Below are 25,621 nucleotides of genomic sequence, written 5' to 3'. Positions count from 1 at the left end.
GTCCACACATCGGTCGTCTCAGCGTGCACAGCGTGAACTTAGCGGGCGTCGGCGCATAACGATTCGGACACAACCGATATCACGATCATTTAAGGAAAACCCGCCGACTGTGAGAAACCTCAGTCGATCCCCAATTCCGGGCGCCTCAAAACGCCGTTTCCGCACCGGATTGAGGCCGATGTCACGCCCGCAAACAGTAACGCCCGCAGCGGTGTTCGTGCGCGCGCGGCTCGCCGGGTTTGCCTCTGCCCGAGCACGGTTACCGTGGATTTCGGGTGGGGGACAGCATCAACCGTTTCGAGATCCGTGAGGAACCAAACCAACATGAATTCCAGTGCTATCAGCGTGCGCAAGAACCTGGCCCGCGTCGGGGCGGCATGCGTCTTCGGCGGCCTGGCCGCGGCGACCGTGGCAGTGCCCGTCGCGTCGGCCGCTCCCGGTGAGCAGTGCAGCGCCAGCCAGGTGGCGGGCACCGCCGGTTCGGTGGCCACCGCCGCGCGTCAGTACCTCGACAGCCATCCCGGCGCCAACCAGGCGGTCACCGCGGCGATGAACCAGCCGCGTCCGGAGGCCGAGGCCAACCTGCGTGGCTACTTCACCGCCAACCCGGGCGAGTACTACGACCTGCGGGGCATCCTGTCGCCGATCGGTGACACCCAGCGCGCCTGCAACGTCAACGTGCTGCCCGGCGATCTGCAGTCGGCCTACAACACCTTCATGGCCGGCTGAGCGAGCACATCCCCTATGTGACGCGGCGGCGGGTTCACTCCCGCCGCCGCTGCACTTAGACTCGCTTCCTATGAGGCCGACCCCCACCGCCGCCACCATCGCCGTGGCACTGGCGTGCGCCTGTGTCGTGCCGGCCGTGGCGCAGGCCCAGCCGGCGTCGCCGACGCCCGCCCCCGCGCCGGGGCCCGCTCCGGCGGCGCTCAAGACCACGATCGACGCCGACGGCTCCTACACAGTCGGCAAGGACATCGCCCCCGGGGTGTACCAGTCCGCGGGACCGGTCGACGGCGGAGCCTGCTACTGGAAGCGCGCCGCGGGCGACAAGCTCGTGGACAACGCACTGACCAAGAAGCCGGCGTTCGTCGAGATCCAGGCGACCGACACGTCCTTCACCACCAGCGACTGCCAGGCCTGGCAGCTGACCAACGCACCGATGCCTCCCCAGCCGGGGCCCGGCGATCTGCTGGGAGCGCTGACCCAGGCCATCGGCAGCGGCATGTTCAACGGAGGACCTCGCTGACTTCAGCGGCAGCAGGCCGGATCCCCGTCGCCGACGACCTCGACGCGGTCACGTCGGTCGCCGCCGAGGACCACACCGGCGTCGACCCGGCCGCGGTGGAGCGGATCTGGCAGGCGGCCCGGCACTGGTACGCCGCGGGCATGCACCCGGCGATCCAGGTGTGTGTGCGCCGCGAGGGCCGCATCGTCCTCGACCGGGCCATCGGCCACGCCCGCGGCAACGGTCCGGCCGACGCCCCGGACGCGGAGAAGGTGGTGGTCGGCACTGACACCCCGTTCTGCGTGTACTCGACCGCCAAGGCCATCACCACAACCGTCGCGCACATGCTCGTCGAACGCGGCGTCTTCTCCCTCGATGACAGGGTGTGCGACTACCTCCCCAGCTACACCAGCCACGGCAAGGACCGCACCACCATCCGGCACGTGATGACGCACAGCGCCGGCGTGCCGTTCGCCACCGGCCCGCGCCCCGACCTCAAGCGCATGGACGACAGCGAGTACACCCGCGAGATGCTCGGCCGGATGAAGCCCGTGTATCCGCCCGGGCTGGTCCACATCTACCACGGCGTCACGTGGGGGCCGCTGATGCGCGAGATCATCAACGCCGCCACCGACCGCAACATCCGCGACATCCTGCACGACGAGATCCTGGGCCCGCTGGGCTTCCGCTGGACCAATTACGGCGTTGCGCCACAGGATGTTCCGCTGGTTGCGCTGAGCCACGTCACCGGCAAGCCGCTGCCCGCCCCGATTGCCAAGGCGTTCAAGACCGCCGTCGGCGGCACCCCGCAGCAGATCATCCCGTTCTCCAACACGCCGGCCTTCCTCACCGGTGTCATCCCGTCGTCGAACACGGTGTCCAACGCCCACGAGCTGTCCCGGTTCGCTGAGATCCTCTGCCGCGGCGGAGAACTGGACGGCGTCCGGGTGATGTCGGCCGAGACGTTGCGCGCCGCGACCGCCGAGGCGCGGCGGCTGCGCCCCGACCTCGCGACCGGGATGGCGCCGATGCGGTGGGGCACTGGATACATGTTGGGCTCCAAGCGGTTCGGGCCGTTCGGGCGTGACGCGGCAGGCGCGTTCGGGCACACCGGGCTGACCCACATCGCGATGTGGGCCGACCCCACCCGCGCGCTGTCGGTCGCGGTGGTCAGCAGCGGCAAGCCCGGCGGGCACCGCGAGGCCAAGCGCTATCCGCAGCTGCTGGACCGGATCAACGCCGAGATGGCTCGGATCTGATCCCCCGGTAAATCCCCCACCGCACTATCCAAGGCATCAGCACCCGCTCGAAGGACCACGCCGGGAACCGGAACGCCCGGCCGTTGGGGGCGAACACCTCGAGTCCGTCGGGCTGGATGCCCAGCACCGATCCCCAGCGCCGCGTCGGCGCCCGGTAGGCCTTGAGCGTGCCGCCGTCGAAGAATGCCCGGACGTTGCGGGCCAGCAGGCCGTCGGCACGGTTGCGCGCCGAACTGCGCAGCGGATCGGTGGCCGCCACGTCGCCGATCGCGAACACCTCCGGGTGCCCGGGCACCTGCAGCGTCGGGGTGACCCGGACGAAGCCGTGCTCGTCGAGGAGTTCGGCGGGCAGCCATCCGGTGTTCGGAGCCACCCGGCCGATCGCCCACAGCACCACATCCGCGGTGGCCGGGGGCTGGCCGGTGCTCCAGTGCACCGGCTCGGTGGTCAACGCGGCGGGGGTGAACCCGGGCGACAGCTCGGCCCGGTGTCCGGGATTCAGGCCCACGCTGGCATCGATCAGCCTGCGCTGCACCGTCTTCCACGTCCGCGGATGATGCCCGACCAGCGCCCGGTCCCCTGGGAAGTAGAGGTCCACCCGGGTCCCGGGCCAGGCGGTGGCGATCTGCGCGGCGCTGCTGACCGCCGCGGCGCCACCCCCGACGACGATCACCGACCGGGCGGCGGCGAGCCGGTCGTGCGGGTCGCGAAGGTCGGCGTCGATCTCGTCGACGCCCTGCAGCGCGGGTGTGCGCCAGAAGCCGTTGTGCACCCCGGTGGCGATGACGAGGGCGTCGTAGGGCACCTGCTGCGCCGTCCCGTCGGCGAGTTCGACCAGCACGCAGCGTGATTCGAGATCCAGCCCGGTCAGGGTGCCGTGCACGGTGCTGACGCGGTCCAGACCGCGGAACCGGCCGAACGGGATCCAGTTGTGCCGGGCCCACTCCTGCGGCCGCGCCAGCCGCCAGCCCAGCTCCTGCCCGCTCACCAGACCCGGCTTGCTCGAGATCCCGGTCACCTGCGTGTGGCGGGCCAGTTTGATCGCGGTGAGCACGCCGGTGTCGCCGAGGCCGGCGACCACCACCCGTTTCACGCACGCACCTTCGCCGGCGGGCGGGGCACGAAGCGGGACACCCGGTCGAGCACGGCCTGATAGCCGGGCCGGCGTTCCAGGCTGCGGGCCTCCATCATCGGGATGCTCGCGCCGAGGAACATCGCCAGCATCGCCGCCGCGCCCGCGAACAGCCACCACGCCGTCGGCGCAGCCGCCAGACCAAACAATGCCAGCGCGAACCAGAAGTTGAACTCCCCGAAGTAATTCGGATGCCGCGACCACGCCCACAGCCCGCGGTCCATCACCTCGCCGGGTTTGCGCTGGCGCACGAACCGGTGCATCTGCGCGTCGGCAGCGAATTCCAGTGCCACCGCGGCCATTCCGAGCACGAACGCGACGATGCTCAACCACACCAGGCCGCGGCCGGGCGTCGTCACCGCGACGTAGACCGGGACCATGCCGAGGAACACCTGCAGCGTCGGGATCAGGTGGATTGCCACCAGATCGGCGACGAACTCCCAGCGGCCGGCGCGCTCGCGGAACATCGGGTAGCGCCAATCCTCATGGTGCAGACCGGGAAACGCGTACACCCAGTTGCCGGTCAACCGCACCGCCCAGACCATCACCAGCACCGCGACCAGGCCGCTCCGCAGCGGATCCCCGTCGCCCTGGCTCCACCAGTAGACGAGCAGCAGCGGCGGGATCACGCTCCAATACGCGTCGTAGAAGCTGGAATTGCCGTAGGCCCGGCTGAACGCGAACACCACGAGGGTGGCCAGCACGTCGGCGATCAGCGTGTCCAGCCACAGCAGGCCCGTGTCGGGGCCCCACACCAGCCAGGCCGCTCCGACGGCGACGGCCAGCACATAGGCCACGCCGACGATCGTCAACGAGCGCGTCTTGCTCACCGGGGTCACCCTAGCCGGACCCGGAACGTCGTCGGCCAGTACTTGCCGGTCAGCAGGAACTCGTCACCGGACACGTGCGCGATGCCGTTGAGCACCTGCGCCGTCGGCGGAATCCCCCGGGCACGCAGTCCCCCGGCGTCGACGACCAGATCCACCGCCCCGGTCGCGGGGTCGATCCGCACGATGGTGTCGGTGGGCCACACGTTGGCCCACACCCGGTCTCCGACGCACTCCAGTTCGTTGAGGCCCGTCACCGGCCGGCCATCACGGGTCACGTCCACCCCGCCGGTCTCGGTCAGGTCGGCGGGGCTCTGGAAGCGCAGCCGGGCGGTGCCGTCGCTGCGGATCAGCCGGTCGCCGTCGCGGCACAGCCCCCAGCCCTGCGGGTTCAGCGGCACCTGCCGGATCGGGGTCAGCGTCGCCCGGTCCCACTCGACGGCCACGCCGTCGGTGTAGGTGAGCTGCCAGATGCGGTCCCCGACCACGGTGACGCCCTCGCCGAAGAACGGGCCGGGCATGTCGACCGCGCGCCGCACGGCGCCGGTGTCCGGGTCGAGCGCGCGCAGTTGCGAGGTGCCCACTTCGCCGGTGCCCTCGTAGAGCACGCCACCGTCGATCTCGAAACCTTCGGTGAACGCCATCGGATCATGCGGCATCTCGCCGAGCACGACGGGCTCGACGACCGGAACGGCGGTGGTCGGGGCCGCGGGGTCGTGGTCCGGGTCGGGCTGGGCCTGCGCGCCGGGCACGACGGTCACGACTGCCAGGACGGCCAGTGCGATCCCGGCCCATGTCTGCCGTCTGGTCATACCGACGTTCTACCGTGCCAAGATGGCCCGATGAAAGCGGTCAGTTGTGTACACGGGTCCCTCGACGTGGTCGACCTGCCCGAACTGGTGCCCGCGGAGGGCCAGCTGGTGCTCGACGTGCTGCGCTGCGGCATCTGCGGGTCCGACCTGCACGCCAGGAATCACGCCGACGAGCTCACCGAGGTGATGGCCGAGGGCGGCTACACCGACTTCATGCGCAGCGACACCCCGACGGTGATGGGCCACGAGTTCTGCGGCGTGGTCGCCGAGCGCGGCCCGAAGGTGGGCAAGGAGTTCACGCCGGGCACGACGGTGGTGTCCTTCCCGCTGAGGCGGGCAGCCGGCGGAGTGCACCTGATCGGCCTCTCACCGAAGACACCCGGCGCCTACGCCGAGCAGGTGCTGGCCGAGGCGTCGTTGACGTTCGCCGTTCCCAACGGTCTTGATCCGGCGACGGCCGCGCTGACCGAGCCGATGTCGGTGGCCTATCACGCGGTGCGGCGCAGCGAGATCTCCGGCAAGGACGTCGCGATCGTGCTGGGCTGCGGTCCCGTCGGGCTCGCCGTGATCTGTCACCTCAAGGCCCGCGGTGTGCGCATGATCGTCGCCAGCGACTTCTCTCCGGGCCGGCGCGCACTGGCCGGCCGCTGCGGCGCCGACGTCGTCGTCGACCCCGCGATCGACTCCCCGTACGAGGCGGTGCCCGTCAAGCAGCGCGGGTTGACGGCGCTGCCCGCGCTGTACGAACTCGGCGTGGGGTCGATGGAGAAGTTGCGCAAGGTGCCCGGTTGGTCCCACGTGTACCGGGTGGCCGACCGGCTCGGCTGCACCGCACCGAAGCGACCGGTGATCTTCGAGTGCGTGGGGGTGCCCGGGATGATCGACGGGATCATCAGAGCGGCCCCGCTGGCGTCGCGGATCGTCGTGGTCGGCGTGTGCATGGGCGAGGACCGGATCCAGCCCGCGGTGGCGATCGGCAAGGAGATCGACATCCGCTTCGTGTTCGGCCAGACGCCGCTGGAGTTCCGCGACACGCTGTACATGCTGGCCGACGGCAAGCTCGACGCCTCGGCGCTGGTGACGGGAACCGTCGGACTCGACGGGGTTGCGGCGGCGTTCGACGCCCTCGGCGATCCCGAGACGCACGCCAAGATCCTCATCGACCCGGCCAGCGCGGCCGTCACCCCCTGATGCCGAAACTGTATTCCACGCTGGGTTTTTGGCCTCAAAGTCAAGTGGTCATGACAACGGTTAGGCCGCTTGGCTAATCAGTGCGGCCATGCGTTGGGCGGGTGTGTCGAGGTCCAGAGTGGGTCTGGGTCTGCTGTTGAGTTTGGCGGCGATGATTTTGAGGTCGTCGGGGGTGTAGGTGCTCAGATCTGCGCCCTTCTCAAACCAGTGGCGGAGCAGCCGGTTGGTGTTCTCGTTGGTCCCGCGCTGCCAGGGCGAGTGCGGGTCGCAGAAGTACACCGGCGCTTGTAGTTGTAGCGAAATGTCCTGCCAGCCAGCCATTTCGCTGCCCCTGTCCCAGGCCACGGATCGGCGCAGATGATGGGGCAATTCGCTCATGGCTTCGATCATGGCTGTGGCCACCGTTTCGGCGTGGTGATCGAGCGGCAGGTGCAGCAGGATTGTGAAGCGGGTGCTGCGTTCGACCAGTGTCCCGATCGCGCTGGCGCCGCGCGCGCCGATGATCAGGTCGCCCTCCCAATGCCCGGGCACGGCCCGGTCAGCGGCCTCGGCGGGTCGTTGACTGATGGTGATCACGTCGGTGAACTTGCCCCGTCGTTCGGTCTGCGTGCGGGGTTTGCGCACTGCCCGGTGTGTGGACAGGCGTTTGGACAGATCTGCGCGCAACTGGCCACGAGTCTGGACGTAGAGGCTTTGGTAGAGCGTTTCATGGCTCACCTGCATCAGCTTGTCATCGGCGAAGTCGCGGGCCAACACCGTCGAGATCAGCTGCGGACTCCATCCGTCATCCATCCAGGACGTCACCGAGTGACACAACCGGCGATTGTCGAGCTTGAACGCTTTGGGTCGGCGGGCCCGCTCGGCAGCACGGGTATCGGCCATCAAGGCGTGATAATCCCCGTCGGGCAGCCGGTTTCGTTGCACCTCGCGCCATATGACCGAGCGATCCCGGCCCAGCCGGCGTCCAATCGCGGCGCAACTGAGGCCTGCGTCGAGGCCCCGCATGATTTCCACCCGCTCGGCGGCATCGAGGCGATGCCCTCGTCCGCCGATACCCACAGGATTGCCAACAGCGGCCACACCGCCCAGGCCACAGCCACCTTTACGTAGTTTCACCCCGCCAGCGTGGCGCCACCACAGCCAACCGGTCCGTCGCGCCACGCCGACGTTCACCGAGGCTTCCGTCGTGGTCATCCCACGACAGACCAGGTCGAAAAATTCTCGCTTGACCGAACGACCAACAGCTACCCCAGAGGGCATCGCAACTCCTCAAATCACAGAATGTTGCGTTGACCGTATGAATCCGCCGGCACTTGACGCGCATGGAATACAGTTTCGGCGGGGAGCTCAGAGCGGGAGTGCGCCGTTGGCCGAGTCCAGGTGCTCGACCGTGGTGAACACCAGCTCGGTGTCGCCGACGTTCTCGATGTCGTGGAGCAGGTATTCGCCCGCCGCGAAACGGAAGTGCCGGGTCTCGCCGGCGCCGTAGGACACCTCGCGGGTGGTGCCGTCGGCGGTGTGCTGCCTGCTGCGCCCGGCGTTGACCGCGGTCCAGAAGTAGTCGAGCACATGCCGGTGGGCGTGCCACCGCTCACCGGGCACCAGCCGGATCTCCCACACCCGGACCCGGTCGTTCTCGCTGAGCAGCCGCGATCCGACGTGTCCGTCGTGAGAGTGCGCGGCGAACTCGGCCCGCAGGTCGTCGCTCCAGCCGTCGAAGTCGCTGCCCACCAGCGCGCCGGCCAGCGGCGCATCGGTCAGGAAGTCTCGGGTACTTGTCATCGTCTCTCCTCGCAAACGGGTTATCGGCCCGGGCCGTACAGGCCGAACCGGTTGTCGGGGTCGCCGGGCACCCACGTGCAGTCGACCTGCGAGCGGGTGCCCATCTCCTTGACGCGGCGCAGCAGCCGCTGCGCCAGCTCGAGCTGGCCGGGCTCCCATTTGGCCAGCGCCTCGGCGATGTCGGCGCTGTCGGACAGCGCGTCGTACAACGCCCACGCGTTTGCCGCGGCCTTGGCGGTGCCCGCCGCCGCGTGCGGGCGGGCCGCGCTGGCGGCGTCGCCGACGAGCGCCACCCGCCCCGTCGCCATCTGGGACGCGCCGACGTCGTAGACCGCCTGCAGGTAGGGCGCTTCGGTGCGAAGCACCACCTCGGCCGCCGCCGGCGCGAGCTGTTCGGTTGCCGCCGAGCGCATCTCGTCGACGAATCGGTCCTGCACCTGCCCCGGGTGCAGCGACACCCCGGCCACGAACCCGCGCTTGTCGGTCATCAGCTCGTCGAGCCGGTGCCCCTCGGGCACGTTGCGGTACCAGACGTAGTTGAGCAGTCGCTCGCCGACGCGCAGTCCGCCACCGTGAGCCGGGATCGGGTAGACGTTGATGTGCGTGTGCGGCGCGACGCTGTAGGTGATCGAGTCGTGCAGCAACTCGAACGTCTCGGGTGACACCTCGCGCTCGGGCACGGTGCCGCGCCAGCCGACGTACCCCGAGTACTCCAGCTCAGTTCCCGGTGCGATGCGCCGCCGGCTGGGCGAACCGATGCCGTCGGCGAAGACCACCAGTTCGGCGGTCTCCCGCCGACCGGACGCGAAACGCACTTGCACCGAGTCTGCGTCCTGGTCGAACCCGGCGGCGTACTCGCCCAGGTGGTAGTGCTCGGCACCAGCCAGCAAATCGAAATCCGCAAGCAGCGCACGGTAGAAGGTGCCCCACGACGTGTAGCTCCACGGCGCGTTCTCTCGGTGCAACAGCGCGTTGTCCTGGCCGAGATACTGCACGAAATGGGTTGCCGTGCTGACTGTCTCGGGATGCTGGTCACTGCACTCGGTGAACCACCGCAGCGTGTCGGGCTGCAGCACGATGCCGCCGCCGCGCCCGTCGAGATCGGTCGGGGTGCGTTCGTAGACGTCGACGTCGAAGCCGAGCCGGCGCAGCAGCAGCGCGGCCGTCAGCCCGCCGATCGATCCGCCGATCACGAGGGCCCGGTGGCCGCTCCACGTCCGTTTGTCGGTCTGCCGGGTGCTCTCACTCATGGTCTTCTCCTGTGTCGAGCCCGAGGAACGCCCGGGCGTTGGCTTCCAGTGCGGCGTCGTCGATACCCGCCGCGTGCGGGAGCTGCAGAGGGTCGAGGGTGCCCATGTCGAACGGGTAGTCACTGCCGCACATGAGCCGGCCCTCATCCGCCTGCGCGCGCAGCAGGTTCAGTGTGGGCACGTCGTGGGTGAGGGTGTCGAACCACAGCGCCGCGAACATCTCTCGCGGCGGGCGGGTTCCGTTGCCGCGCACGTCGGCCCGCTGCTGCCAGCCGTGTTCCCAGCGCCCGACCAGCGCAGGCGCGCAGCCGCCTCCGTGCACGAGGCAGATCCGCAGCGCCGGGTGCTCCTCGAGGACGCCCCCGAGGGTCAGAGCGGCTGCGGCCGTGGCGGATTCCACGGGGTTGCCGATCAGGTTGGCCAGGTAGTGCGACGACCATTCGGGCCGCGGCAGCTGCATCGGGTGCACCAGCACCGCGAGGCCGAGATCGGCTGCGGAGCCGAGGATCTCGCGCATCGGTGCGACGTCGAACGACGTGGCGCCCAGCAGCGGCGGCACCGCGATGCCGCGGATCGCCTCGGTGCCTGCCAGTGCCTCCAACTGTTTGCGGGCGGCCGCCGGGTCGTGCAGGGACACCAGGCCGAGCCCGATCAGCCGGCCGCCGCTGTCGCGGCAGACCTTGTCCAGGTCGTCGTTGAAGGTGCCGACGAACTCGTCGACACCGTCGGCCTCGGCGACCGGGAACGCGAACGGCGGCGCGGACAGGACGCGGGCGCCCAGACCGGCGGCGTCGGTGTCGGCGAGCACGCGGGCCACGTCGCTCATCGCGTCGGTCCGGATGGACAGCGGCAGGTCGCCGAGGTGTAGTTCGCCCTGGTGGTCGCGCAGCGGGGGCAGCGGCGAGCCGGGCGCCAGTCCGAACAGGTGCTGCGGCAACCAGTGTGCGTGGACGTCGATCGGTCCGCGGCGCAGGATCATGCCGCCGACCCCATCGCCTCGAGCGCCTCGAACCGCGCCAGCACCTCGGCCTGCAGGATGGCCACCGCCGGGTCGGAGGCGCGGCGGGGACGGGGCAGGTCGACGTCGATGATCTCGTGCACCCGGCCGCCGGGGGCGAGCACCACGATCCGGTCTGACAGCTGCACCGCCTCGGTGACGTCGTGGGTGACGAACATGACCGTGCGGCGCGACTCGAGCCAGATCCGCTCCAGGTGCTCGCGCAGCGTGCGGGACGTCATCGCGTCGAGGTGGCTGAAGGGTTCGTCCATCAGCAGCACGTCGGGCTCGACGGCGAACGCGCGGGCGATGCCGATGCGCTGCTGCTGACCACCGGAGAGCTGCGCCGGGAACCGGTCCGCGCAGTGGCTGAGCCCGACGAGGTCGAGGTAGTGCCGGGCCCGGTCCTGCCAGCCGTCGCGCTCGTGCTGGACGAAGCCCAGGTTGGCCATCACGGTGCGCCAGGGCAGCAGCCGCGGATCCTGGAACACGTAGCCCACGCGGGCGTCCCGCGCGCCGGCCCGCAGCGCGACGGTACCGGAGGTGTGGGATTCGATGCCGGACACGATGTTGAGCAGCGTGGTCTTGCCGCTGCCCGACGGGCCCACCACGGAGACGAACGTCTCCCCGGAGATCGTCAGGTCGACCCCGTCGATCACCCGTGTGACGGCACCTCGGCGGTCGGTGAATTCCTTTACCAGACTCTGGATTTCGATGGAAGCCATGGTTGTTCTCGCTTTCTAGACGGTGCGCCAGCGGGTGGCATAGCGCTCGATGGGACCGAGGATCAGCAGGTCGGCGACGACCAGCAGCAGGATGAACACCAGCACCCAGGCCAGGAAGCCGTCGAGCTGGTTGGCGTCGTACCAGTAGCGGGCGCGCCAGCCCACCCCCGAGGTGGAGCCGAACCACTCGGCGAGCAGCAGCCCGTTCCAGGCGCTCATGATCGCGAAGCGCACGGCGGCCACCGTGGAACCGGCGACGGCGGGGGCGACGATCTCGCGCAGCACCCGCGGCCGCGACACCCCGAACGCCCGCGCCATCAGTACCAGGTCGGCGGGCACCGCTCGGGTGGCCTTGGCGATGTTGACCACCACGAACGGCAGCCCCGACAGGAACACGGTGACCACCGGGGTGAGCCAGCCGAAGCCGAACCACATCGTGGTCAACAGCGCCCAGATCACCGCCGGGATGGCCAGGCCGGCGGCCGTCAGGTCGGAGAACGCCAGATCGGCCAGCCGGGACAGGCCCATCAGCACGCCCAGCGCCGCGCCCACCACCAGCGCGGCGGCCAGGCCGAGCACGAACCGGTTCATGCTGATCGCCAGGTTGCCCCACAGTTCCCCGATCGCGGCCTCGGAGCCCAGCCGGGCCACCGACTCCGACAGCGACGGCACCCGGTTGCCGAGGATCACTGCCAGCTGCCAGGCGGCCAGAATGGTCGCGACGGCCGCCACAACGGCTGTGGCCGAACGGGTCTGGCCCTTCAGTTGGTGTCGCCACGCCTGCGCAGCGGTCACGGTGGTCATACGAGTTCCTTCCGCCAGGCGAAGAAGCGGTTCTCCAACGCGGCCAGGCCGCGTTCGATCAGCACCATCGCGATGATGAAGAGCGTTGTCCACGCGAGCATGTCGTCGACGCGGAACTCCTGGTAGGCCTTGCGGATCATGAAGCCGACCCCGCTGCTGGCGCCGAACACCTCGGTCAGCGCCTCCACCTTCCAGGCCATCGCGAACCCGTACCGGACCCCCGCGAAGACGAACGTCGTCACCGCAGGCAGATACAGGTGCCGCAGCACGTCGGTGCGGCTGCGCCCGAAGGCATGGCACATCGACAGCAGCTTGCCGTCCACCGAGCGCACCCCCTCGGCGACGTTGATCGCGATGAACGGCAGCGCCACCAGCGCCGAGACCACGATGGGCCCGCCGGCGCCGACGCCGAAGATCAGCAGCCCGAACACCGCGTAGGTCAGGCCCGGCATGTTGCCGAGCACGAACAGCGGCAGCGAGAAGTACGACGTCATGAATGTCGAACGCCCCATGGCGAATCCGATCACCAGACCGCCCGCCATCGCGATCGCGAACCCGGCGGCGATCTTGGCGATGCTGGCCGTGAAGTTGGTCAGCGCCTCACCGGAGCCGACGATCGCGACCACCTGTTCGGCCACGCCGGCGGGCCGCGGGACGATCGGATCGTCGATCCAGGCGGCCACGGCCGCCCAGGCCGCGAGGGCCAGCAGCAACGCGGCGCCCGAGGCGAGCCACCGCAGCGTGGCGCCGGAGCCGCGGCGGGTGCGACGGCCGGCGGGCGGCGGCGCGGGCGGCGCGTCCGGGAGGGCGACGGTCTGGGTCACGGCTGGACTCCTTGGGTGGGCAGGAACTTCGGATCGGTGACGCCGTCGCCGATGACGCCCGTGGCACGCATCAGGTCGAAGATCGAACTCTCGTCTTCTGCCCACTGCGGGTCGAAGCGGACCTCGTCGACCACCCAGTCATGGTCGGCGACATAGGCTTTCATGAACGCGATGTCCTCGGGCGTGGAGACCGCGAAGTGCTGGGGATAGCGTTCGATCATCTCGTCGCGGTGCGCCTGCCATTCGGCGAGCCCGCGGTCCCACAGGTCGAGGAAGGCCGACACCTCGGCCGGGTGCGCGTCCACCCAGTCCTTGCGGGCGACGAACACGTTGCCCATCGGGCCGTCGTGGCCGGGCGCGTCGAGTTCGGCGAACAGGTCCGCCGAGGACTTCCCGTCGTAGAGCGGGCGCACCGAGCCGTCCCGCAGTTCGCGGGCGGACAGGTCGGGGTAGCAGATGCAGGCGTCGATCTCACCGCGCGCCAACAGGTTCGACAGGTTCTGGATGTCGGCGACGATCACGTCGAAGTCGCCCCCGGCGAGGTCCATGTCGTGCATCTGTTTGACCAGCGCGCTCCACACCAGCGTGCCCGAGACGGTGGTGAACACGCCGAGCCGCTTGCCCCGCAGATCGGCCAAGGACCGGGCGGGGTCGTCGGCGCGCACCAGGATGCGGCTGCGTTCGGCGTTGTACCGGCCGATGATCAGGGTCTCGCGTCGGGTCTGCTCCTCGAGGCCGGGCACCTCGAACGAGGCGGTGGAGATGATGTCGGCGTGGCCGCCGGCGAACAGCCCGAACTCGTCCCAGGTGGCGCTGGTCTCGATGCGGTAGCCGGTCTCCTGCTGCCAGGCGTCGACGACGCCGGTCTCGTTCATGTAGTCCCAGATCGGGTCGGGCGCGAACGTGAAGCGGATGACGCCGTCCTGTGCCGTGCGGGACGATGCCGGGCCGCCCAGCCCGGCGGAGCACCCGGTGCTCAGCACGAGTGTCGCGCTCGCGACGACGGCGAGCGTCACCCGCCGCCAGATTCGATTCGTTGGCCTCACCGGCTACCTCCTTGGTCTGTGACCGCGGTCACGGCACTCACTCTGCGGGTGGTGGCCGACGCGGGGCAATGTCTTGACAGACACACTTAGGCTCACTCCTATGTCATCGGCCACACAGGACCCGGCGCGGCCACTCGAGTTATGGCTCGGCGCGCTGGCCGACATCGGGGAGGCCGTCGGCGGGGACGAACCGGTGGCGGCGGTACTCGACCGGGTGGCGCGGACCGCGTGCACGCTCCTCGACTACGACTTCTGCGCGGTCTTCCTGCCCGACGCCTCCCGCACGGCGCTGACGATCGTCGGCTCACACGGGCTGTCGGGCGACTATGTGGACCAGGTCAACGCCGACCGGCCCATCCTGCTCGACATGCGCGGTGAGCGGGAGGCGCCGACGAGCATCGCGTTCCGCACCGGCGAGGTGGTGACCGTCGAGGACATCGACCGCATGCCCCATTTCACGTGGAGCGGCGTCGCCCACGAGCAGGGGTACCGGGCACTGATCTCGGTGCCGCTGCGGCGGTCCGGTGCCGTGGTCGGGGCGCTCAACGGCTACCGCGCGCGTCCGCACCGCTTCGACCGTGCCGAGATCGGGCTGGTGAGCACACTGGCGACGCAGGTCGCCATCGCGCTCGGCACGGCCCAACTGCGCGCCGCCGAGCAGGCCACCATCCGGGAACTGCAACGCGCCGAAGAGGTGCACACACTGCTGACCGCGACCGCGCTGCGCGGGGAGGGCGTGGCCGGCGTCGCGTCGGCGCTGGCCGAGCTGCTCGACCGGCCGGTCCGCATCGAGGACGTCTACTCCGAGCAGCTCGCCGCCGCGCGCTGGCCCGGGGACGCAGCCCCCGACGCGCGCGACACCACCGTGACCGACGTGATCCTCGACGGCGCCGCCGTTGCGCGGATCCAGGTGCTCACCGCCGACGCCGAGCTCTCCGGCCTCGACGTGCGGGCCATGGAGCACGCGGCGGTGGTCACCGCGCTGGAGCTGCTGCGCGCCCGGACGGCCGCCGAAGTCGAACAGCGGCTTCGTGGTTCGCTGGTGGCCGACCTGCTCGGCTCCGACGCGGCCGCCATGCCCGCATTCCTGGAGCGGGCCCGCAGGCTCGGCTGGGATCTGGCGGGCGGGCAGACGCTGATCGCGCTGCGCGCCGCCGACAGTGAGCGTCTGCCGGGCGCCGCGGACAGGTTCTTCGCCCGCGCCGTGCCGCGGCCGCTGTCCGCGGCGCACCGGGGAGACCTGATCCTGATCTGGCCCGCCGCCGCCCGGGCGGCGGGCTTCGCCGGTCCCGCCGTCGAGATCACCCGGCGGCTGGTCGATCACCTCACCGGCACAGGCGTCGTCGAGCACGCCCACGCCGCGGTGTCGGCGCAGGTGAGCGCTCAGGAGTTGCCCGCGACCTACCGGACGCTGCGCGGCGCACTGGGTCTGGCCGGCGACCGCGGTGGGCCAACGGTGATCGACCTGACCGACATCACGATCGACCACCTGCTGCTCGAACTCGGTGATCCGCAACGGCTCCGGCAGTTCGCGATGTCGGTGCTCGGCCGGGCCGCCGAGTACGACCGCAACCGCTCGACCGAGTTGCTCGACACCGCGCGGGTGGTGCTCGACACAGGGCTGGACCGGCGCGCCGCCGCGGCCCGGTTGCACCTGCACCCCAACACCGTGGCCCAGCGGATGCGCCGGCTCGAGGAGCTGACCGGTCTTGCGCTGTCCCGGCCTGCCGACCTGCTGCAGCTCACGTCCGCGCTGACGGTCGCCCGGATCGCCGCCTTGGGCTGACGCCCTGAGTGCCGGTCAGCGGGAGAGCGCATCGATGGCGCGGTGGATCCGTTGCTCGCTGACCGGACGCGGGGTGCCGAGCTGCTGGGCCCACAGGCTCACCCGCAATTCCTCGATCATCCATGCGATGTCGCGCACGTCGTCGGCGGCGGCACGCGCGGGTGACAGCGCGGAGACGACGTCGTCGTAGGCGTCGCGGACGGCGGCCACCCGGTCCATCCGCTCCCGGTCGGCGCCCAGCCCGTGCGGCAATCGTTCCAGCCGCCGGTTCACCGCGATCAGGTAGCGGGTCAGGTCGGCCAGCCGCGACGCGCCGGCCGCGGCCACGAAACCGGCAGGCACCAGGCGCGCGAGCTGGTCGCGGATGTCGGCGATCGCGTCGGCCTGTGCCGCGGTGGGGGTGTCGGGCAGGGCGAGCTGCACGTCGTGCAGCGCGGCGATCACCTTTCCGGCACGCCGCACCACGTCGAGCGTGGTGGGCACCAGCGCCTCGGCCACCCGCGCCCGGGCCTGCTCGAATTCCGCACGGCGCCAGACCGGTTCAGCCACCAGCACCTGCATCGCGGCGTCGGCGCAATCATCGACGAGTGCGGTCAGCGAACCGTCCGGGTTGGTGCCCAGCGTCAGCCGCGTCCGGGTGTCCAGGGCCTTCTCCACGGCTTTGGCCACCGACGGGCCGGCCAGGCGCAGCAGCCGTCGCGTCCCCGCCGGTGCGGCGACCGCCTGCTCGGCTTCGGTGGGAAAGACCTTCACCGACACCGACGTCCGGTCGTCGACCAGCGCCGGGTATCCGCGCACCGTGTGCCCGGAGGCGCCCTGCCGCTCGACCACCCGAGGCAGTTCGTCGATGTCGGGCCACGTGCGCAACCCGCTGCGTTCCAGGTCACCGGCAGCGGCCGCGACGGCGTCCCGCGCCGGTGCGGCGAGTGTGCGCTGCAATACGCCGAGATCCTTGCCGCGCGCGACGACCGCGCCGTCCCCACCCTCGACCGCGAACGTCACCCGCAGGTGTGGCGGGATCTTCTCCAGATCGAAGGCATCGATCGGCACCAGAATGCCGGTGCGCCTGCGTAATTCGCGCTGCACCGCGTCGAGCAGCGGTCCGCGCTCGGGCGTGATCGAGGCCAGCAGCGCCCGCGCGGTGTCGGGGGCGGGCACGAAGTTGCGGCGCAGATCCTTGGGCAGCGACCGGATCAGCGCGGTGAGCAGTTCCTCCCGCAGCGCGGGGACCTGCCAGGCGAAGTCGTCGCCGCCGAGCCGTGCCAGCACGTCGACGGGGACGTGCACCGTGACGCCGTCGTCGGCCGCGCCCGGATCGTAGCGGTAGGTGAGCGGCAGCGCGAGGTCGCCGGCCTCCCAGGCGTCGGGCTGCTCGGCGCCGGAGTCGTTGCGCAGCAGATCATCCCGCGTCATCGTCAGCAGATCCGGTGTGCGGTGGCGCTGCTTGCGCCACCACCCGTCGAAGTGGCGGGCCGACACCACCTCGGCCGGGATGCGGGCGTCGTAGAACGCGAAGATCTCGTCGTCGTCGACCAGCAGATCGCGGCGGCGGGCCCGCTCCTCGAGTTCGGTCAGCTCGCTGCGCAGCCGGGCGTTGTCGGCGAAGAAGTGGTGCCGCGTGCGCCAGTCCTGCTCGACCAGGGCGTGCCGGATGAACAGCTCCCGCGCCACCGGCGGGTCGATCTCGGCGTACCCAACCCGCCGGCGCGCCACCAGCGGAAGGGCGTAGAGGGTCACCCGCTCGTAAGCCATCACCGCGCCGCGCTCGGCGTCCCAGTGCGGTTCACTGTGACTGCGCTGCACCAGGTGCCCGGCCACCCGCTCGACGGTCTCCGGGTCGATGCGCGCGGCAGTCCTGCCGTAGAGCCGGCTGGTCTCGACCAGGTCGGCCACCACCACCCAGCGCGGCGGCCTGCGGGTCAGCACCGAACCGGGCGCCAGCACGAAACGGGCGTTGCGCGCGCCCTGAAACTCCCGGGAGTCGCGTCCTTTCGACTCGTCGCGCATCCCGACGTGCGACAGCAGCCCGGCCGTCAGCGCCGCATGCACCCGGGCCGCGTCGGCCGGATCGTCGGACTCGGTGATGCCCAGATCGCGGCAGATGGACCGCAGCTGGCCGACCAGGTCCTGCCATTCGCGGATCCGCAGGTAGTGCAGGAACTCCTCGCGGCACATCCGTCGGAACGAGCTGCCGCTGCGCTCTTTTCGTTGCTCGCCCAGATACCGCCACAGGTTCAGGAACGACACGAAGTCGGAGTGCTCGTCGGCGAACCGCGCGTGCTTCTGGCGGGCGGCCTCCTCCCGGTCGGCGGGCCGCTCACGCGGGTCGGGGATCGACAGTGCGGCGGCCAGCAACAGCATCTCGCGCACACAGCCCTCGGTCTCGGCCTGCAGGATCATCCGGCCCAGCCGCGGGTCGACCGGGATCTGGGCGAGCCGGCGGCCCAGCGGGGTGAGCTCGCCGTCGGTGAACGCGCCGAGTTCGGTCAGCAGCGCGATGCCGTCGCGGATGCTGCGCGCGTCGGGCGGGTCGAGGAACCCGAACCCCTCGATGTCGCCGAATCCGAGCGCGGCCATCTGCAGGATCACCGCGGCGAGGTTGGTGCGCAGGATCTCCGGGTCGGTGTAGCGGGGCCGCGCGGCGAAGTCCTCCTCGGAGTAGAGCCGGATGCAGACGCCCGGCGCGGTGCGCCCGGACCGGCCGGCGCGCTGCGCGGCCGAGGCCTGGGAGATCGGCTCGATCGGCAGCCGCTGCACCTTGGTGCGGCGGCTGTAGCGCGAGATCCGCGCGGTCCCCGGGTCGACGACGTAGCGGATGCCCGGCACCGTCAGCGACGTCTCGGCGACGTTGGTAGCCAGCACGACGCGCCGCCGGGAACGGCTGGGAGAGAACACCTTCTGCTGCTCGGCGGTGGGCAGCCGCGCGTACAGCGGCAGCACCTCGGTCTGCTCGCCCAGGTCGGCGCGGAGAGCTTCGGCGGTGTCGCGGATCTCGCGCTCCCCCGACAGGAACACCAGCACGTCGCCGGGCGGTTCGGCGGCGAGTTCGCGCACCCCGTCGACGATCGCCTCGGTCGGGTCGCGCAGCTCGGTCCGGACCACCTCGTGGTCGGGATCGTCCGGGTCGTCGCCGTCGGCCACCACGGGCACTTCCAGAGGCCGGTAACGGATTTCGACCGGGTAGGTGCGGCCGCTCACCTCGAGGATCGGTGCCCCACCGAAATGGTCGGCGAAGCGCTGCGGCTCGATGGTCGCCGACGTGACGATCACCTTCAGGTCGGGCCTGCGCGGCAGGAGCTGCCGCAGATAGCCCAGCAGGAAGTCGATGTTCAGGCTGCGCTCGTGGGCCTCGTCGATGATCAGCGTGTCGTAGCGCAGCAGTCGCCGGTCGCGCTGGATGTCGGCGAGCAGGATGCCGTCGGTCATCAGCCGGACCAGGGTGCGGTCGCTCGCCTGATCGGTGAAGCGCACGGTGTAGCCCACCGCGTCGCCCAGCGGGGTGCCCAGTTCGTCGGCGATGCGCTGGGCGACCGTGCGCGCGGCGAGGCGACGCGGCTGGGTGTGACCGATCGTGCCGCGGATGCCACGGCCCAGTTCCAGGCAGATCTTCGGCAGCTGCGTGGTCTTGCCCGAGCCCGTCTCCCCGGCCACGATCACCACCTGGTTCGCGGCGATCGCGGCCGCGATGTCGCCGCGCCGCTCGCTGACCGGCAGATCCGGATAGCTGATGGCCGGCACGGCGGCCTCGCGGGTGGCGACCAGCGCCTCGGCGGTCGCGATCTGGCGGGTCAGCCGCTCGAGCTGCGCGGGGTCGGGCGAGCGCATCGTGCGCAGCTTTCGGCCCAGCCGCGCCGCGTCGCGGATCGTCAGGCCGTCCAGCCGCGCGCGCAGCGCACGCACCTCGGCCGAGGTCGGATCGGGCATGTCAGGCGGCGCCCACCGTCGTCAGGCAGAACGGGTGGCCGGCCGGGTCGAGCATCACCCGCCACAGCGCGGGCTGCGGCTGCCCAGCGGCCTGGCGCGCGCCCAGCCCCTCGGCGGCCGCGATGGCCCGGTCGAGGTCGTCGACCGATACGTCGAGGTGCATCTGCTGCGGTTGGTCCCCCGCGGGCCACGTCGGCGCGACATAGGGGTCGACGCGCATCATCGCCAGGATCGCCGCGCCGTCGGTGATCGCGACGACGCCGCCGTCCGGCGTCTCGACCAAGCGCCGCATGCCGAGCAGCGCGGCATAGAAGTCCGCCAGCTCAGCCGGATTCGGGCAGTCGATCGAGGTCGCGCCCAACCTGCCGACCGGGAGATGCGCCGAGGTCATGAGCTCCACTCTGGCACGCTGGGCCGGCGGTCGGCGCGAGCGCTCGGCTGCGGACGAACAGCACCGCCGCGGCGAGCATCACCTCGAGCACCGCGACGACCGTGGCCGGATGCAGCGAGGCGGCGCCGGCCGCTCCGAGGCCGCCGTGGTGGTGACCGGCGGGCATCGGCAGGTGCGCGCCGATCATCGCCAGGTTCATCATCGCGACCAGCACCCACGCCCGCACGGTGTCGCGGCTCAGCAGCTCGTAGGCGCAGAACAGACATCCGGCGATCATCGCGACGGTCAGCGCGAAGAGCCACGGGCTCATCGCACCGGAAAGGGAACCGCCGTGCAGTACAGCCGAACCCACGGCCAGCACCGCGGCGGCCCAGGCGACGATCGGCCTGCTCATACCCCAGTAGACCCCACCGGGGCGAAAAACTCAGCGCGAATTCACCCGCGGTCGGGAGCCCAGTAGGCCAGCATCTCCGCGAACGTCTGAAATGCGGGCGTGTTGACGCCGTAGGTCGCCTCGAAGTGCACGCTGAGCGGGAAGCCGAGCTCACCGACACCGTCGACCACCCGCTTGTACAGGTCGACCATCAGCTTGCGGCGTTCCACCGGTTCCGCGCCGGCCAGCCTCTTGACGAAGTCCTGCTCGGCGGCGACGGCGGCGTTGCCGGGATCCTGGATCAGCCAGTTGATTAGTCCGACCTTCGTCTCCACCGCAGGCACGAAACCGAACGACAGCAGGATCTCGGGCCGGTGCTCGGTGGTCGCGGCGAACTCGGTCAGGAAGTCGACGATCGTGTCGGAGTACAGCAGCTGCGTCATGCCGTAGGTGGCGCCACGGTCGCACTTGAAGGTGAACCGGCCCTGCTCGCCCTCGCGGGTCGGGATGAGGATGACGCCGCGGTTGGCCACGACCTCGTCGAACATCGTCAACGCGTCGGTGGGCGCCACCCCGGAGCCCTCGCCGTCGTTCAGCGTGCGGGGCACGCCGACGAACGCGATCCCGTCGAAACCGCTGCCGCCGAGTTCGGTCAGCCGGGCGCGCAGCGTCGGTTCGTCCATGAACGCGGTCACCTGGGTGCACAGCCCCCGGACCCCGGGCAGTTCCGGCCTGATCATCGACCAGAACTCCAGGACGTCGAGCTTGGGCTTCATCTCGAGCGGACGGTCGTCGTCCTCCTCGATCATGCCGGGGATCATGACGTGCCGGACCCGGCCGCCGACCCCTGCCTCGGCTGAACACCGCAGCACCTTCTCGGCGTCCTCGAGGGCCTGCTCGCGGCCCCGGTCGACGTTCGGCGGCACCAACTCGAGAGCGATGGTGTTCAGGCTCACAGCGTTGCTCCACATCTACGGTTCACAGGTCCCGGCGGCCGGCCGACGCAGCTCGTCAGCCCGCGATTCCCCCACCACCGGCGAGCAATCACCATACCGAGCGGCCCCCGCGCGGGCGCGCCGCGCACCCACCCCGCGGCCCCCCGTGGCCGCGTCTTCCGCTTACATGGAACCCAGATCCCTATGAGAAATTCGTCCCGCCGTATCGTCACCGTCGCCGTCACCGCCGTCCTGCTCGGGCTCGTCACCCTCCTCGCTGCGGCCTGCACCGGGCTGCAGTCGCCGCCCGGGTCGACCTCCACGTCGGGGCCCTCGGGAACCAGGCCGTCGTCGCCGTTCGACCCCACCACCACCGCACCGCCGCCCGGGGTGGCCGGTCCGTTGCTGGCCTACCGCGCCGCCGACGAGATCGGCGTCGTGGAGGGCACGACCGTGATCGCCACCGCGTCCGGCGCGTTCACCCCGTCCAACGATCTGCTCAGCACCGAGGACGGCCGCTTCGTGTTCGCCCGGACGGTCGACAACCAGTTGGCGACCATCGACGTGCGCAACCGGCGCGGCAGCACCCGCCAGATCCCGGTGGGCCCCGCACTGGGCACCGGAGGCGGCAGCGCGATCGTGTGGTGGGAACAGCCCAACCGGCTGATGCGGCTCGACCTGGCCGACGCCGCGGCGGCGCCGCAGGTGATGCAGACCGTCGACCTGCCGCCCGTCCCGCAGGCAGGTGATGCCCGGCTGATCGTGGCCCGCGGCGGAACCGCGGTGCTCGCGCGGGTCGAGGGGGCCCCCACACCGTTCGGCGGGCCGGACACGCTGTACGCCGTGCGAGGCCCGGGCGCGCCGACGTCGCTGGGACAGGCCGACGCAAACAGCTCGGTGGCGGTGGCCCGGCTGAGCCCCGACGGCGCCGCCCTGGCCTACGCGCTGTACCGGGCCACCGGCGATGCGTGCGGCACGGCGGCCGTCGTGCAGTCCGACGCCGACGGCAACCAGCAGACCTTCGACGTCGCCGGCGCCGACCCCGCCGCGGGATCCCGGATCACCAAGCTGTGGTGGCCGAACGAGGGCGCGCCGAAGCTGAGCCTCACGACGTGGCGGTGCGGGCAGCCGCAGCCCGATCCGCCGGTCGTGTGGCAGCTCGCCGGGCAGCAGATCGCGCAGGTATCGCCGCCCACCTCGGCGCTGCAGACGGCCGAGGTCGCGCCCGGGCAACGGGCGCTGATCCTGCCGCACAGCGACGGCTACACCGATCCGGCGGGCGCGCTGGTGTTCGAGGAGAGCTCGCGGCGCATCCCGATCAAGGACGACGTCGACGCGATCGCCGTCATCGAACCGTCTCCGTAGGCTGGACGGATGAGCATCGCGCTGCAGGACACGTTCGTCCGTGACCTTCCGGAGCTCGCGGTGCGCTGGCAGGCCGAGGCGGCGCCGAATCCGCAGCTGCTGGTGCTGAACGAGCCGCTGGCCGCCGAACTGGGACTGGATCCGGCGTGGCTGCGCAGCCCGCAGGGTCTGGGCCTGCTGGCCGGCACCGAGGTCCCGGCCGGCGCGACGCCGGTGGCGCAGGCGTACGCCGGTCATCAGTTCGGCGGCTTCGTCCCGCGGCTGGGCGACGGGCGGGCGCTGCTGCTCGGCGAACTCGCCGACGCCGACGGCCGCGTGCGCGATCTGCATCTGAAGGGCTCCGGCCGCACCCCGTTCGCCCGGGGCGGGGACGGGCTGGCCGCGGTCGGCCCGATGGTGCGCGAGTACGTGATCAGCGAGTCGATGCACGCGCTGGGCATCCCGACCACCCGCTCGCTGGCCGTGGTCGCCACCGGCAGGCCGGTGTACCGCGAGACGGAACTGCCCGGCGCGGTGCTGGCCAGGGTCGCGTCGAGCCACCTGCGGGTCGGCAGCTTCCAGTACGCGTCGCTGGTCGCGGGCCACACCGGCGACCTCGGCGTGCTGCGCCGACTGGCCGACCATGCGATCGCCCGGCACCACCCGGACGCCGCCGGGAGCGGGCAGCCGTACCGCGCGCTGCTGGAGGCCGTCACCGGCGTGCAGGCCGACCTGATCGCGCAGTGGATGCTGGTCGGCTTCGTGCACGGGGTGATGAACACCGACAACATGACGATCTCGGGCGAGACGATCGACTACGGCCCGTGCGCGTTCATGGAGGCCTTCGATCCGCAGACGGTGTTCAGCTCTATCGACAGCATGGGCCGCTACGCCTACGGCAACCAGCCGGCGATCGCGCTGTGGAACCTGGCGCGTTTCGCCGAGGCGCTGCTGCCGCTGTTCACCGAGGACCCGGAGGATCTCGACACGGCGGTCGCGATGGCCGAGGAGTCGCTGGGCACGTTCCGAACCCGCTACGAACAGCGGTGGGCCGAAGGGATGCGCGCCAAGCTGGGGATCGGCTCGGCCGCGCCGGAGCAGGCCGACGCGTTGATTGCCGAGCTGCTCGTCCAGATGCAGGGCAGCCGCGTCGACCACACGTCGTTCTACCGCCGGCTGGCCTCGGCGGCGCGCGGTGACGCCGAGCCCGCGCGCGGCGAGTTCGTCGACCTCGCCGCGTTCGACGCCTGGCTGGCGCGCTGGCGCGAACTCGGACCCGATCCGGCCGCGATGGACGCGGTGAACCCGATCTACATTCCGCGCAACCACCTCGTGGAGGAGGCACTGGCAGCGGCGACGGACGGCGACCTCGGCCCGGTCGGCTCACTGCTGGACGCGGTGCGGTCTCCGTTCGAGGAACGGGCCGGGCTCCAGCGCTACGCCGAACCGGGCCGCGAGGAGTTCTCCGCCGGGTTCCGAACCTTCTGTGGGACCTGAAGACACCGCGTACCGTGGCGACGTGAGCGCCAACAGTGTCAGGCTCGGTCTGCAGGATCTGATCTTCATCTACGGCGAGACGTCGAGTTCGAAGATGCACGTGGCCGGCCTGCTGCCGTTCACCCCGCCCGCTGACGCGAGCGTCGAGTATCTGCGGGAGATGATCGCCGACGCGCGCCGCCGGGAGGTGACCCGGCCGTGGAACCTCAAGCTCGCCCACCCCCGGCTGCAGTTCAGCCCGCTGCACAGCTGGGTGGTCGACAAGGACTTCGACTTCGACTACCACGTGCGCCGGTCGGCGCTGGCCAGTCCGGGCGACGAACGCGAGTTGGGCATCCTGGTGTCGCGGTTGCACAGCAACCACCTGGACCTGACCCGGCCACCGTGGGAACTGCACGTGATCGAGGGGCTCGAGGACGGCCGCTTCGCGCTGTACCTGAAGATCCACCACGCGCTCGTCGACGGCTACAGCGCGATGCGGATGCTCAGCCGCAGCATGTCCACCGACCCTGAGTCGCGCGACACCCGGCTGTTCTTCAATGTGCCGCTGCCCGAACGCAAGCGACCGCTGGCCAGCACCGAGACGGTGAACCCGATCGCCTCGACGCTGCGGGCACTCGGCGGGATCGGGTCGACGGTCACCGGCGGGGTGAGCTCGGCGGTCGACCTGGCCACGGCCGTGGTGAACACGCAGATCCGGCGCGACGGTGACTACGCCCAGATCGCGGGTTCGGCGTCGGCGCCGCACAGCATCCTCAACGCGCGCATCAGCCGCAACCGGCGCTTCGCCACCCAGCAGTACGAGTTCGACCGGCTCAAGAAGCTGAGCTCCCAGCACGGGGCGACCATCAACGACGTCGCGCTGGCGATCCTGGGCGGCGGGCTGCGGGCGTTCCTCTCCGAGATCGACGAGCTGCCGGACCGCTCGCTGATCGCGTTCCTGCCCGTCAACGTCCGGCCCAAGGGCGACGAGGGCGGCGGCAACGCGGTGGGCGCGATCCTCGCGCCGATGGGCACCGACATCGCCGATCCGGTGGAGAGGCTCGAGGTGATCACCGCGGCGACGCGGGCGGCGAAGGCGCAGCTGCAGACGATGTCGCCGGCGGCCATCATCGCCTACAGCGCCGCGCTGCTGGCGCCTGCGGGCGGTCAGATCGCCGGCGCGCTGACCGGCGTGCAGACGCCGTGGCCCTACACCTTCAACCTGTGCGTGTCGAATGTGCCCGGTCCACGGGAACCGTTGTGGTTCAACGGTTCCCGACTGGAAGCCACCTATCCGGTGTCCATCCCGATCCACGGCATGGCACTGAACATCACGCTGCAGAGCTACGCCGACACCATCAACATCGGGTTCGTCGGCTGCCGCGACACGCTGCCGCACCTGCAGCGGCTGGCCGTCTACAGCGGCGAGGCACTCGCCGCGCTCGAGAAGGCCTCCGAGAGTTGAGAGGCGCCGAATGTACGGTTGTTGCACCAGAACCCGGGTAACCGGCG

General features: G+C 70.7%; 23 protein-coding genes. 8 read left to right on the top strand and 15 right to left on the bottom strand.

The annotated features are described in order from the left end of the window. Positions 1-324 precede the first annotated feature (324 nt). From G6N45_RS05585 to lipE, 3 genes are all read left to right on the top strand, one after another. Positions 325-729, top strand: a complete 405-nt coding sequence (locus G6N45_RS05585) for a heme-binding protein (protein ID WP_163720757.1) — start codon at positions 325-327, stop codon at positions 727-729. A gap of 70 nt (positions 730-799) precedes the next feature. Further along, positions 800-1,249 (top strand): Rv1352/Rv1906c domain-containing protein, encoded by a 450-nt coding sequence (locus tag G6N45_RS05580; RefSeq protein ID WP_163720756.1) that lies wholly within the window; start codon positions 800-802, stop codon positions 1,247-1,249. Then, entirely contained in the window at positions 1,246-2,487 is a 1,242-nt protein-coding gene (gene lipE / locus G6N45_RS05575) for a lipase LipE (RefSeq protein ID WP_163727860.1), read from the top strand. Before G6N45_RS05580 ends, lipE begins: the two co-directional genes overlap by 4 nt. On the opposite strand, the gene G6N45_RS05570 is transcribed toward lipE, so the two are convergent. The 3 genes from G6N45_RS05570 to G6N45_RS05560 are packed head-to-tail and all read right to left on the bottom strand — an operon-like array spanning position 2,462 to position 5,258. Further along, positions 2,462-3,580 carry an FAD-dependent oxidoreductase gene (locus G6N45_RS05570; RefSeq protein ID WP_163720755.1) on the bottom strand — a complete coding sequence of 373 codons (1,119 nt, stop codon included), beginning with the start codon at positions 3,578-3,580 and terminating at the stop codon, positions 2,462-2,464. The two genes, lipE and G6N45_RS05570, sit on opposite strands and share 26 nt — an antisense overlap. Further along, on the bottom strand, positions 3,577-4,449 hold the full coding sequence (locus G6N45_RS05565) for a DUF1295 domain-containing protein (RefSeq protein WP_246228900.1): 873 nt from the start codon (positions 4,447-4,449) through the stop codon (positions 3,577-3,579). Before G6N45_RS05565 ends, G6N45_RS05570 begins: the two co-directional genes overlap by 4 nt. A 5-nt stretch (positions 4,450-4,454) precedes the next feature. Next, positions 4,455-5,258, bottom strand: coding sequence for a glutaminyl-peptide cyclotransferase (locus G6N45_RS05560; protein ID WP_163720753.1), 804 nt, complete (start codon positions 5,256-5,258; stop codon positions 4,455-4,457). A gap of 30 nt (positions 5,259-5,288) precedes the next feature. Between G6N45_RS05560 and G6N45_RS05555 the strand changes: the two genes are divergently transcribed. Then, the gene (locus G6N45_RS05555; RefSeq protein ID WP_163720752.1) at positions 5,289-6,449 is read left to right on the top strand and encodes a zinc-binding dehydrogenase; all 1,161 of its coding nucleotides are present in this window, start codon (positions 5,289-5,291) and stop codon (positions 6,447-6,449) included. A 60-nt stretch (positions 6,450-6,509) separates the two neighbouring features. Here G6N45_RS05555 and G6N45_RS05550 read toward each other — a convergent pair whose 3' ends face one another. From G6N45_RS05550 to G6N45_RS05515, 8 genes are all read right to left on the bottom strand, one after another. Further along, positions 6,510-7,709, bottom strand: coding sequence for an IS30 family transposase (locus G6N45_RS05550; protein WP_163720751.1), 1,200 nt, complete (start codon positions 7,707-7,709; stop codon positions 6,510-6,512). Positions 7,710-7,796: 87 nt separating this feature from the next. Further along, the gene (locus G6N45_RS05545; protein ID WP_163720750.1) at positions 7,797-8,231 is read right to left on the bottom strand and encodes a cupin domain-containing protein; all 435 of its coding nucleotides are present in this window, start codon (positions 8,229-8,231) and stop codon (positions 7,797-7,799) included. 20 nt (positions 8,232-8,251) lie between these two features. Further along, a complete protein-coding gene (locus G6N45_RS05540) occupies positions 8,252-9,481 on the bottom strand; it encodes an FAD binding domain-containing protein (protein ID WP_163720749.1) in 1,230 nt (409 codons plus the stop codon). Further along, positions 9,474-10,460: an amidohydrolase family protein gene (locus G6N45_RS05535; RefSeq protein WP_163720748.1), complete on the bottom strand. Its 987-nt coding sequence runs from the start codon at positions 10,458-10,460 to the stop codon at positions 9,474-9,476. The genes G6N45_RS05540 and G6N45_RS05535 overlap by 8 nt, the downstream gene beginning before the upstream one ends. Then, positions 10,457-11,203 carry an ABC transporter ATP-binding protein gene (locus G6N45_RS05530; protein WP_163720747.1) on the bottom strand — a complete coding sequence of 249 codons (747 nt, stop codon included), beginning with the start codon at positions 11,201-11,203 and terminating at the stop codon, positions 10,457-10,459. The genes G6N45_RS05535 and G6N45_RS05530 overlap by 4 nt, the downstream gene beginning before the upstream one ends. 15 nt (positions 11,204-11,218) lie before the next feature. Continuing rightward, complete coding sequence (locus G6N45_RS05525; protein WP_163720746.1) at positions 11,219-12,007, bottom strand: ABC transporter permease; 789 nt, start codon at positions 12,005-12,007, stop codon at positions 11,219-11,221. Beyond that, positions 12,004-12,831: an ABC transporter permease gene (locus tag G6N45_RS05520; protein WP_163720745.1), complete on the bottom strand. Its 828-nt coding sequence runs from the start codon at positions 12,829-12,831 to the stop codon at positions 12,004-12,006. Before G6N45_RS05520 ends, G6N45_RS05525 begins: the two co-directional genes overlap by 4 nt. Next, the gene (locus tag G6N45_RS05515; protein ID WP_163720744.1) at positions 12,828-13,877 is read right to left on the bottom strand and encodes an ABC transporter substrate-binding protein; all 1,050 of its coding nucleotides are present in this window, start codon (positions 13,875-13,877) and stop codon (positions 12,828-12,830) included. Before G6N45_RS05515 ends, G6N45_RS05520 begins: the two co-directional genes overlap by 4 nt. Before the next feature lie 100 nt (positions 13,878-13,977). On the opposite strand from G6N45_RS05515, the gene G6N45_RS05510 reads away from it, so the two are divergent. Beyond that, on the top strand, positions 13,978-15,663 hold the full coding sequence (locus G6N45_RS05510) for a helix-turn-helix domain-containing protein (RefSeq protein ID WP_163720743.1): 1,686 nt from the start codon (positions 13,978-13,980) through the stop codon (positions 15,661-15,663). 15 nt (positions 15,664-15,678) lie between these two features. On the opposite strand, the gene hrpA is transcribed toward G6N45_RS05510, so the two are convergent. The 4 genes from hrpA to G6N45_RS05490 are packed head-to-tail and all read right to left on the bottom strand — an operon-like array spanning position 15,679 to position 21,307. Continuing rightward, entirely contained in the window at positions 15,679-19,587 is a 3,909-nt protein-coding gene (hrpA, locus tag G6N45_RS05505) for an ATP-dependent RNA helicase HrpA (RefSeq protein WP_163720742.1), read from the bottom strand. Position 19,588: 1 nt separating this feature from the next. Then, a complete protein-coding gene (locus tag G6N45_RS05500; RefSeq protein ID WP_163720741.1) occupies positions 19,589-19,978 on the bottom strand; it encodes a VOC family protein in 390 nt (129 codons plus the stop codon). Next, a complete protein-coding gene (locus G6N45_RS05495; RefSeq protein ID WP_246228899.1) occupies positions 19,911-20,372 on the bottom strand; it encodes a hypothetical protein in 462 nt (153 codons plus the stop codon). Before G6N45_RS05495 ends, G6N45_RS05500 begins: the two co-directional genes overlap by 68 nt. Positions 20,373-20,413: 41 nt before the next feature. After that, the gene (locus tag G6N45_RS05490; RefSeq protein WP_163720740.1) at positions 20,414-21,307 is read right to left on the bottom strand and encodes a mycobacterial-type methylenetetrahydrofolate reductase; all 894 of its coding nucleotides are present in this window, start codon (positions 21,305-21,307) and stop codon (positions 20,414-20,416) included. Between the two features lie 183 nt (positions 21,308-21,490). On the opposite strand from G6N45_RS05490, the gene G6N45_RS05485 reads away from it, so the two are divergent. From G6N45_RS05485 to G6N45_RS05475, 3 genes are read left to right on the top strand one after another with little or no spacing between them, the layout of a single operon-like run. Then, the gene (locus G6N45_RS05485; protein WP_163720739.1) at positions 21,491-22,651 is read left to right on the top strand and encodes a hypothetical protein; all 1,161 of its coding nucleotides are present in this window, start codon (positions 21,491-21,493) and stop codon (positions 22,649-22,651) included. 9 nt (positions 22,652-22,660) lie between these two features. Next, positions 22,661-24,127 (top strand): protein adenylyltransferase SelO, encoded by a 1,467-nt coding sequence (locus tag G6N45_RS05480; RefSeq protein WP_163720738.1) that lies wholly within the window; start codon positions 22,661-22,663, stop codon positions 24,125-24,127. 22 nt (positions 24,128-24,149) lie between these two features. After that, a complete protein-coding gene (locus G6N45_RS05475; RefSeq protein WP_163720737.1) occupies positions 24,150-25,574 on the top strand; it encodes a WS/DGAT/MGAT family O-acyltransferase in 1,425 nt (474 codons plus the stop codon). Positions 25,575-25,621 lie beyond the last annotated feature (47 nt).

The sequence above is a fragment of the Mycolicibacterium psychrotolerans genome, from assembly GCF_010729305.1.
Classification (GTDB): domain Bacteria; phylum Actinomycetota; class Actinomycetes; order Mycobacteriales; family Mycobacteriaceae; genus Mycobacterium; species Mycobacterium psychrotolerans.
The sequence above is the reverse complement of the archived record's forward strand: the minus strand, read 5'-3'. Positions and strand labels throughout refer to the sequence as shown.

What these genes read in the sequence shown, in the direction of transcription:
- G6N45_RS05585 (WP_163720757.1), top strand. Translation starts at nt 325, where the DNA reads ATGAATTCCAGTGCTATCAGCGTGCGCAAGAACCTGGCCCGCGTCGGG.
- G6N45_RS05580 (WP_163720756.1), top strand. Translation starts at nt 800, where the DNA reads ATGAGGCCGACCCCCACCGCCGCCACCATCGCCGTGGCACTGGCGTGC.
- G6N45_RS05560 (WP_163720753.1), bottom strand. Translation starts at nt 5,258, where the DNA reads ATGACCAGACGGCAGACATGGGCCGGGATCGCACTGGCCGTCCTGGCA.
- G6N45_RS05555 (WP_163720752.1), top strand. Translation starts at nt 5,289, where the DNA reads ATGAAAGCGGTCAGTTGTGTACACGGGTCCCTCGACGTGGTCGACCTG.
- G6N45_RS05550 (WP_163720751.1), bottom strand. Translation starts at nt 7,709, where the DNA reads ATGCCCTCTGGGGTAGCTGTTGGTCGTTCGGTCAAGCGAGAATTTTTC.
- G6N45_RS05545 (WP_163720750.1), bottom strand. Translation starts at nt 8,231, where the DNA reads ATGACAAGTACCCGAGACTTCCTGACCGATGCGCCGCTGGCCGGCGCG.
- G6N45_RS05540 (WP_163720749.1), bottom strand. Translation starts at nt 9,481, where the DNA reads ATGAGTGAGAGCACCCGGCAGACCGACAAACGGACGTGGAGCGGCCAC.
- G6N45_RS05535 (WP_163720748.1), bottom strand. Translation starts at nt 10,460, where the DNA reads ATGATCCTGCGCCGCGGACCGATCGACGTCCACGCACACTGGTTGCCG.
- G6N45_RS05530 (WP_163720747.1), bottom strand. Translation starts at nt 11,203, where the DNA reads ATGGCTTCCATCGAAATCCAGAGTCTGGTAAAGGAATTCACCGACCGC.
- G6N45_RS05525 (WP_163720746.1), bottom strand. Translation starts at nt 12,007, where the DNA reads ATGACCACCGTGACCGCTGCGCAGGCGTGGCGACACCAACTGAAGGGC.
- G6N45_RS05510 (WP_163720743.1), top strand. Translation starts at nt 13,978, where the DNA reads ATGTCATCGGCCACACAGGACCCGGCGCGGCCACTCGAGTTATGGCTC.
- hrpA (WP_163720742.1), bottom strand. Translation starts at nt 19,587, where the DNA reads ATGCCCGATCCGACCTCGGCCGAGGTGCGTGCGCTGCGCGCGCGGCTG.
- G6N45_RS05500 (WP_163720741.1), bottom strand. Translation starts at nt 19,978, where the DNA reads ATGACCTCGGCGCATCTCCCGGTCGGCAGGTTGGGCGCGACCTCGATC.
- G6N45_RS05495 (WP_246228899.1), bottom strand. Translation starts at nt 20,372, where the DNA reads ATGAGCAGGCCGATCGTCGCCTGGGCCGCCGCGGTGCTGGCCGTGGGT.
- G6N45_RS05485 (WP_163720739.1), top strand. Translation starts at nt 21,491, where the DNA reads ATGAGAAATTCGTCCCGCCGTATCGTCACCGTCGCCGTCACCGCCGTC.
- G6N45_RS05480 (WP_163720738.1), top strand. Translation starts at nt 22,661, where the DNA reads ATGAGCATCGCGCTGCAGGACACGTTCGTCCGTGACCTTCCGGAGCTC.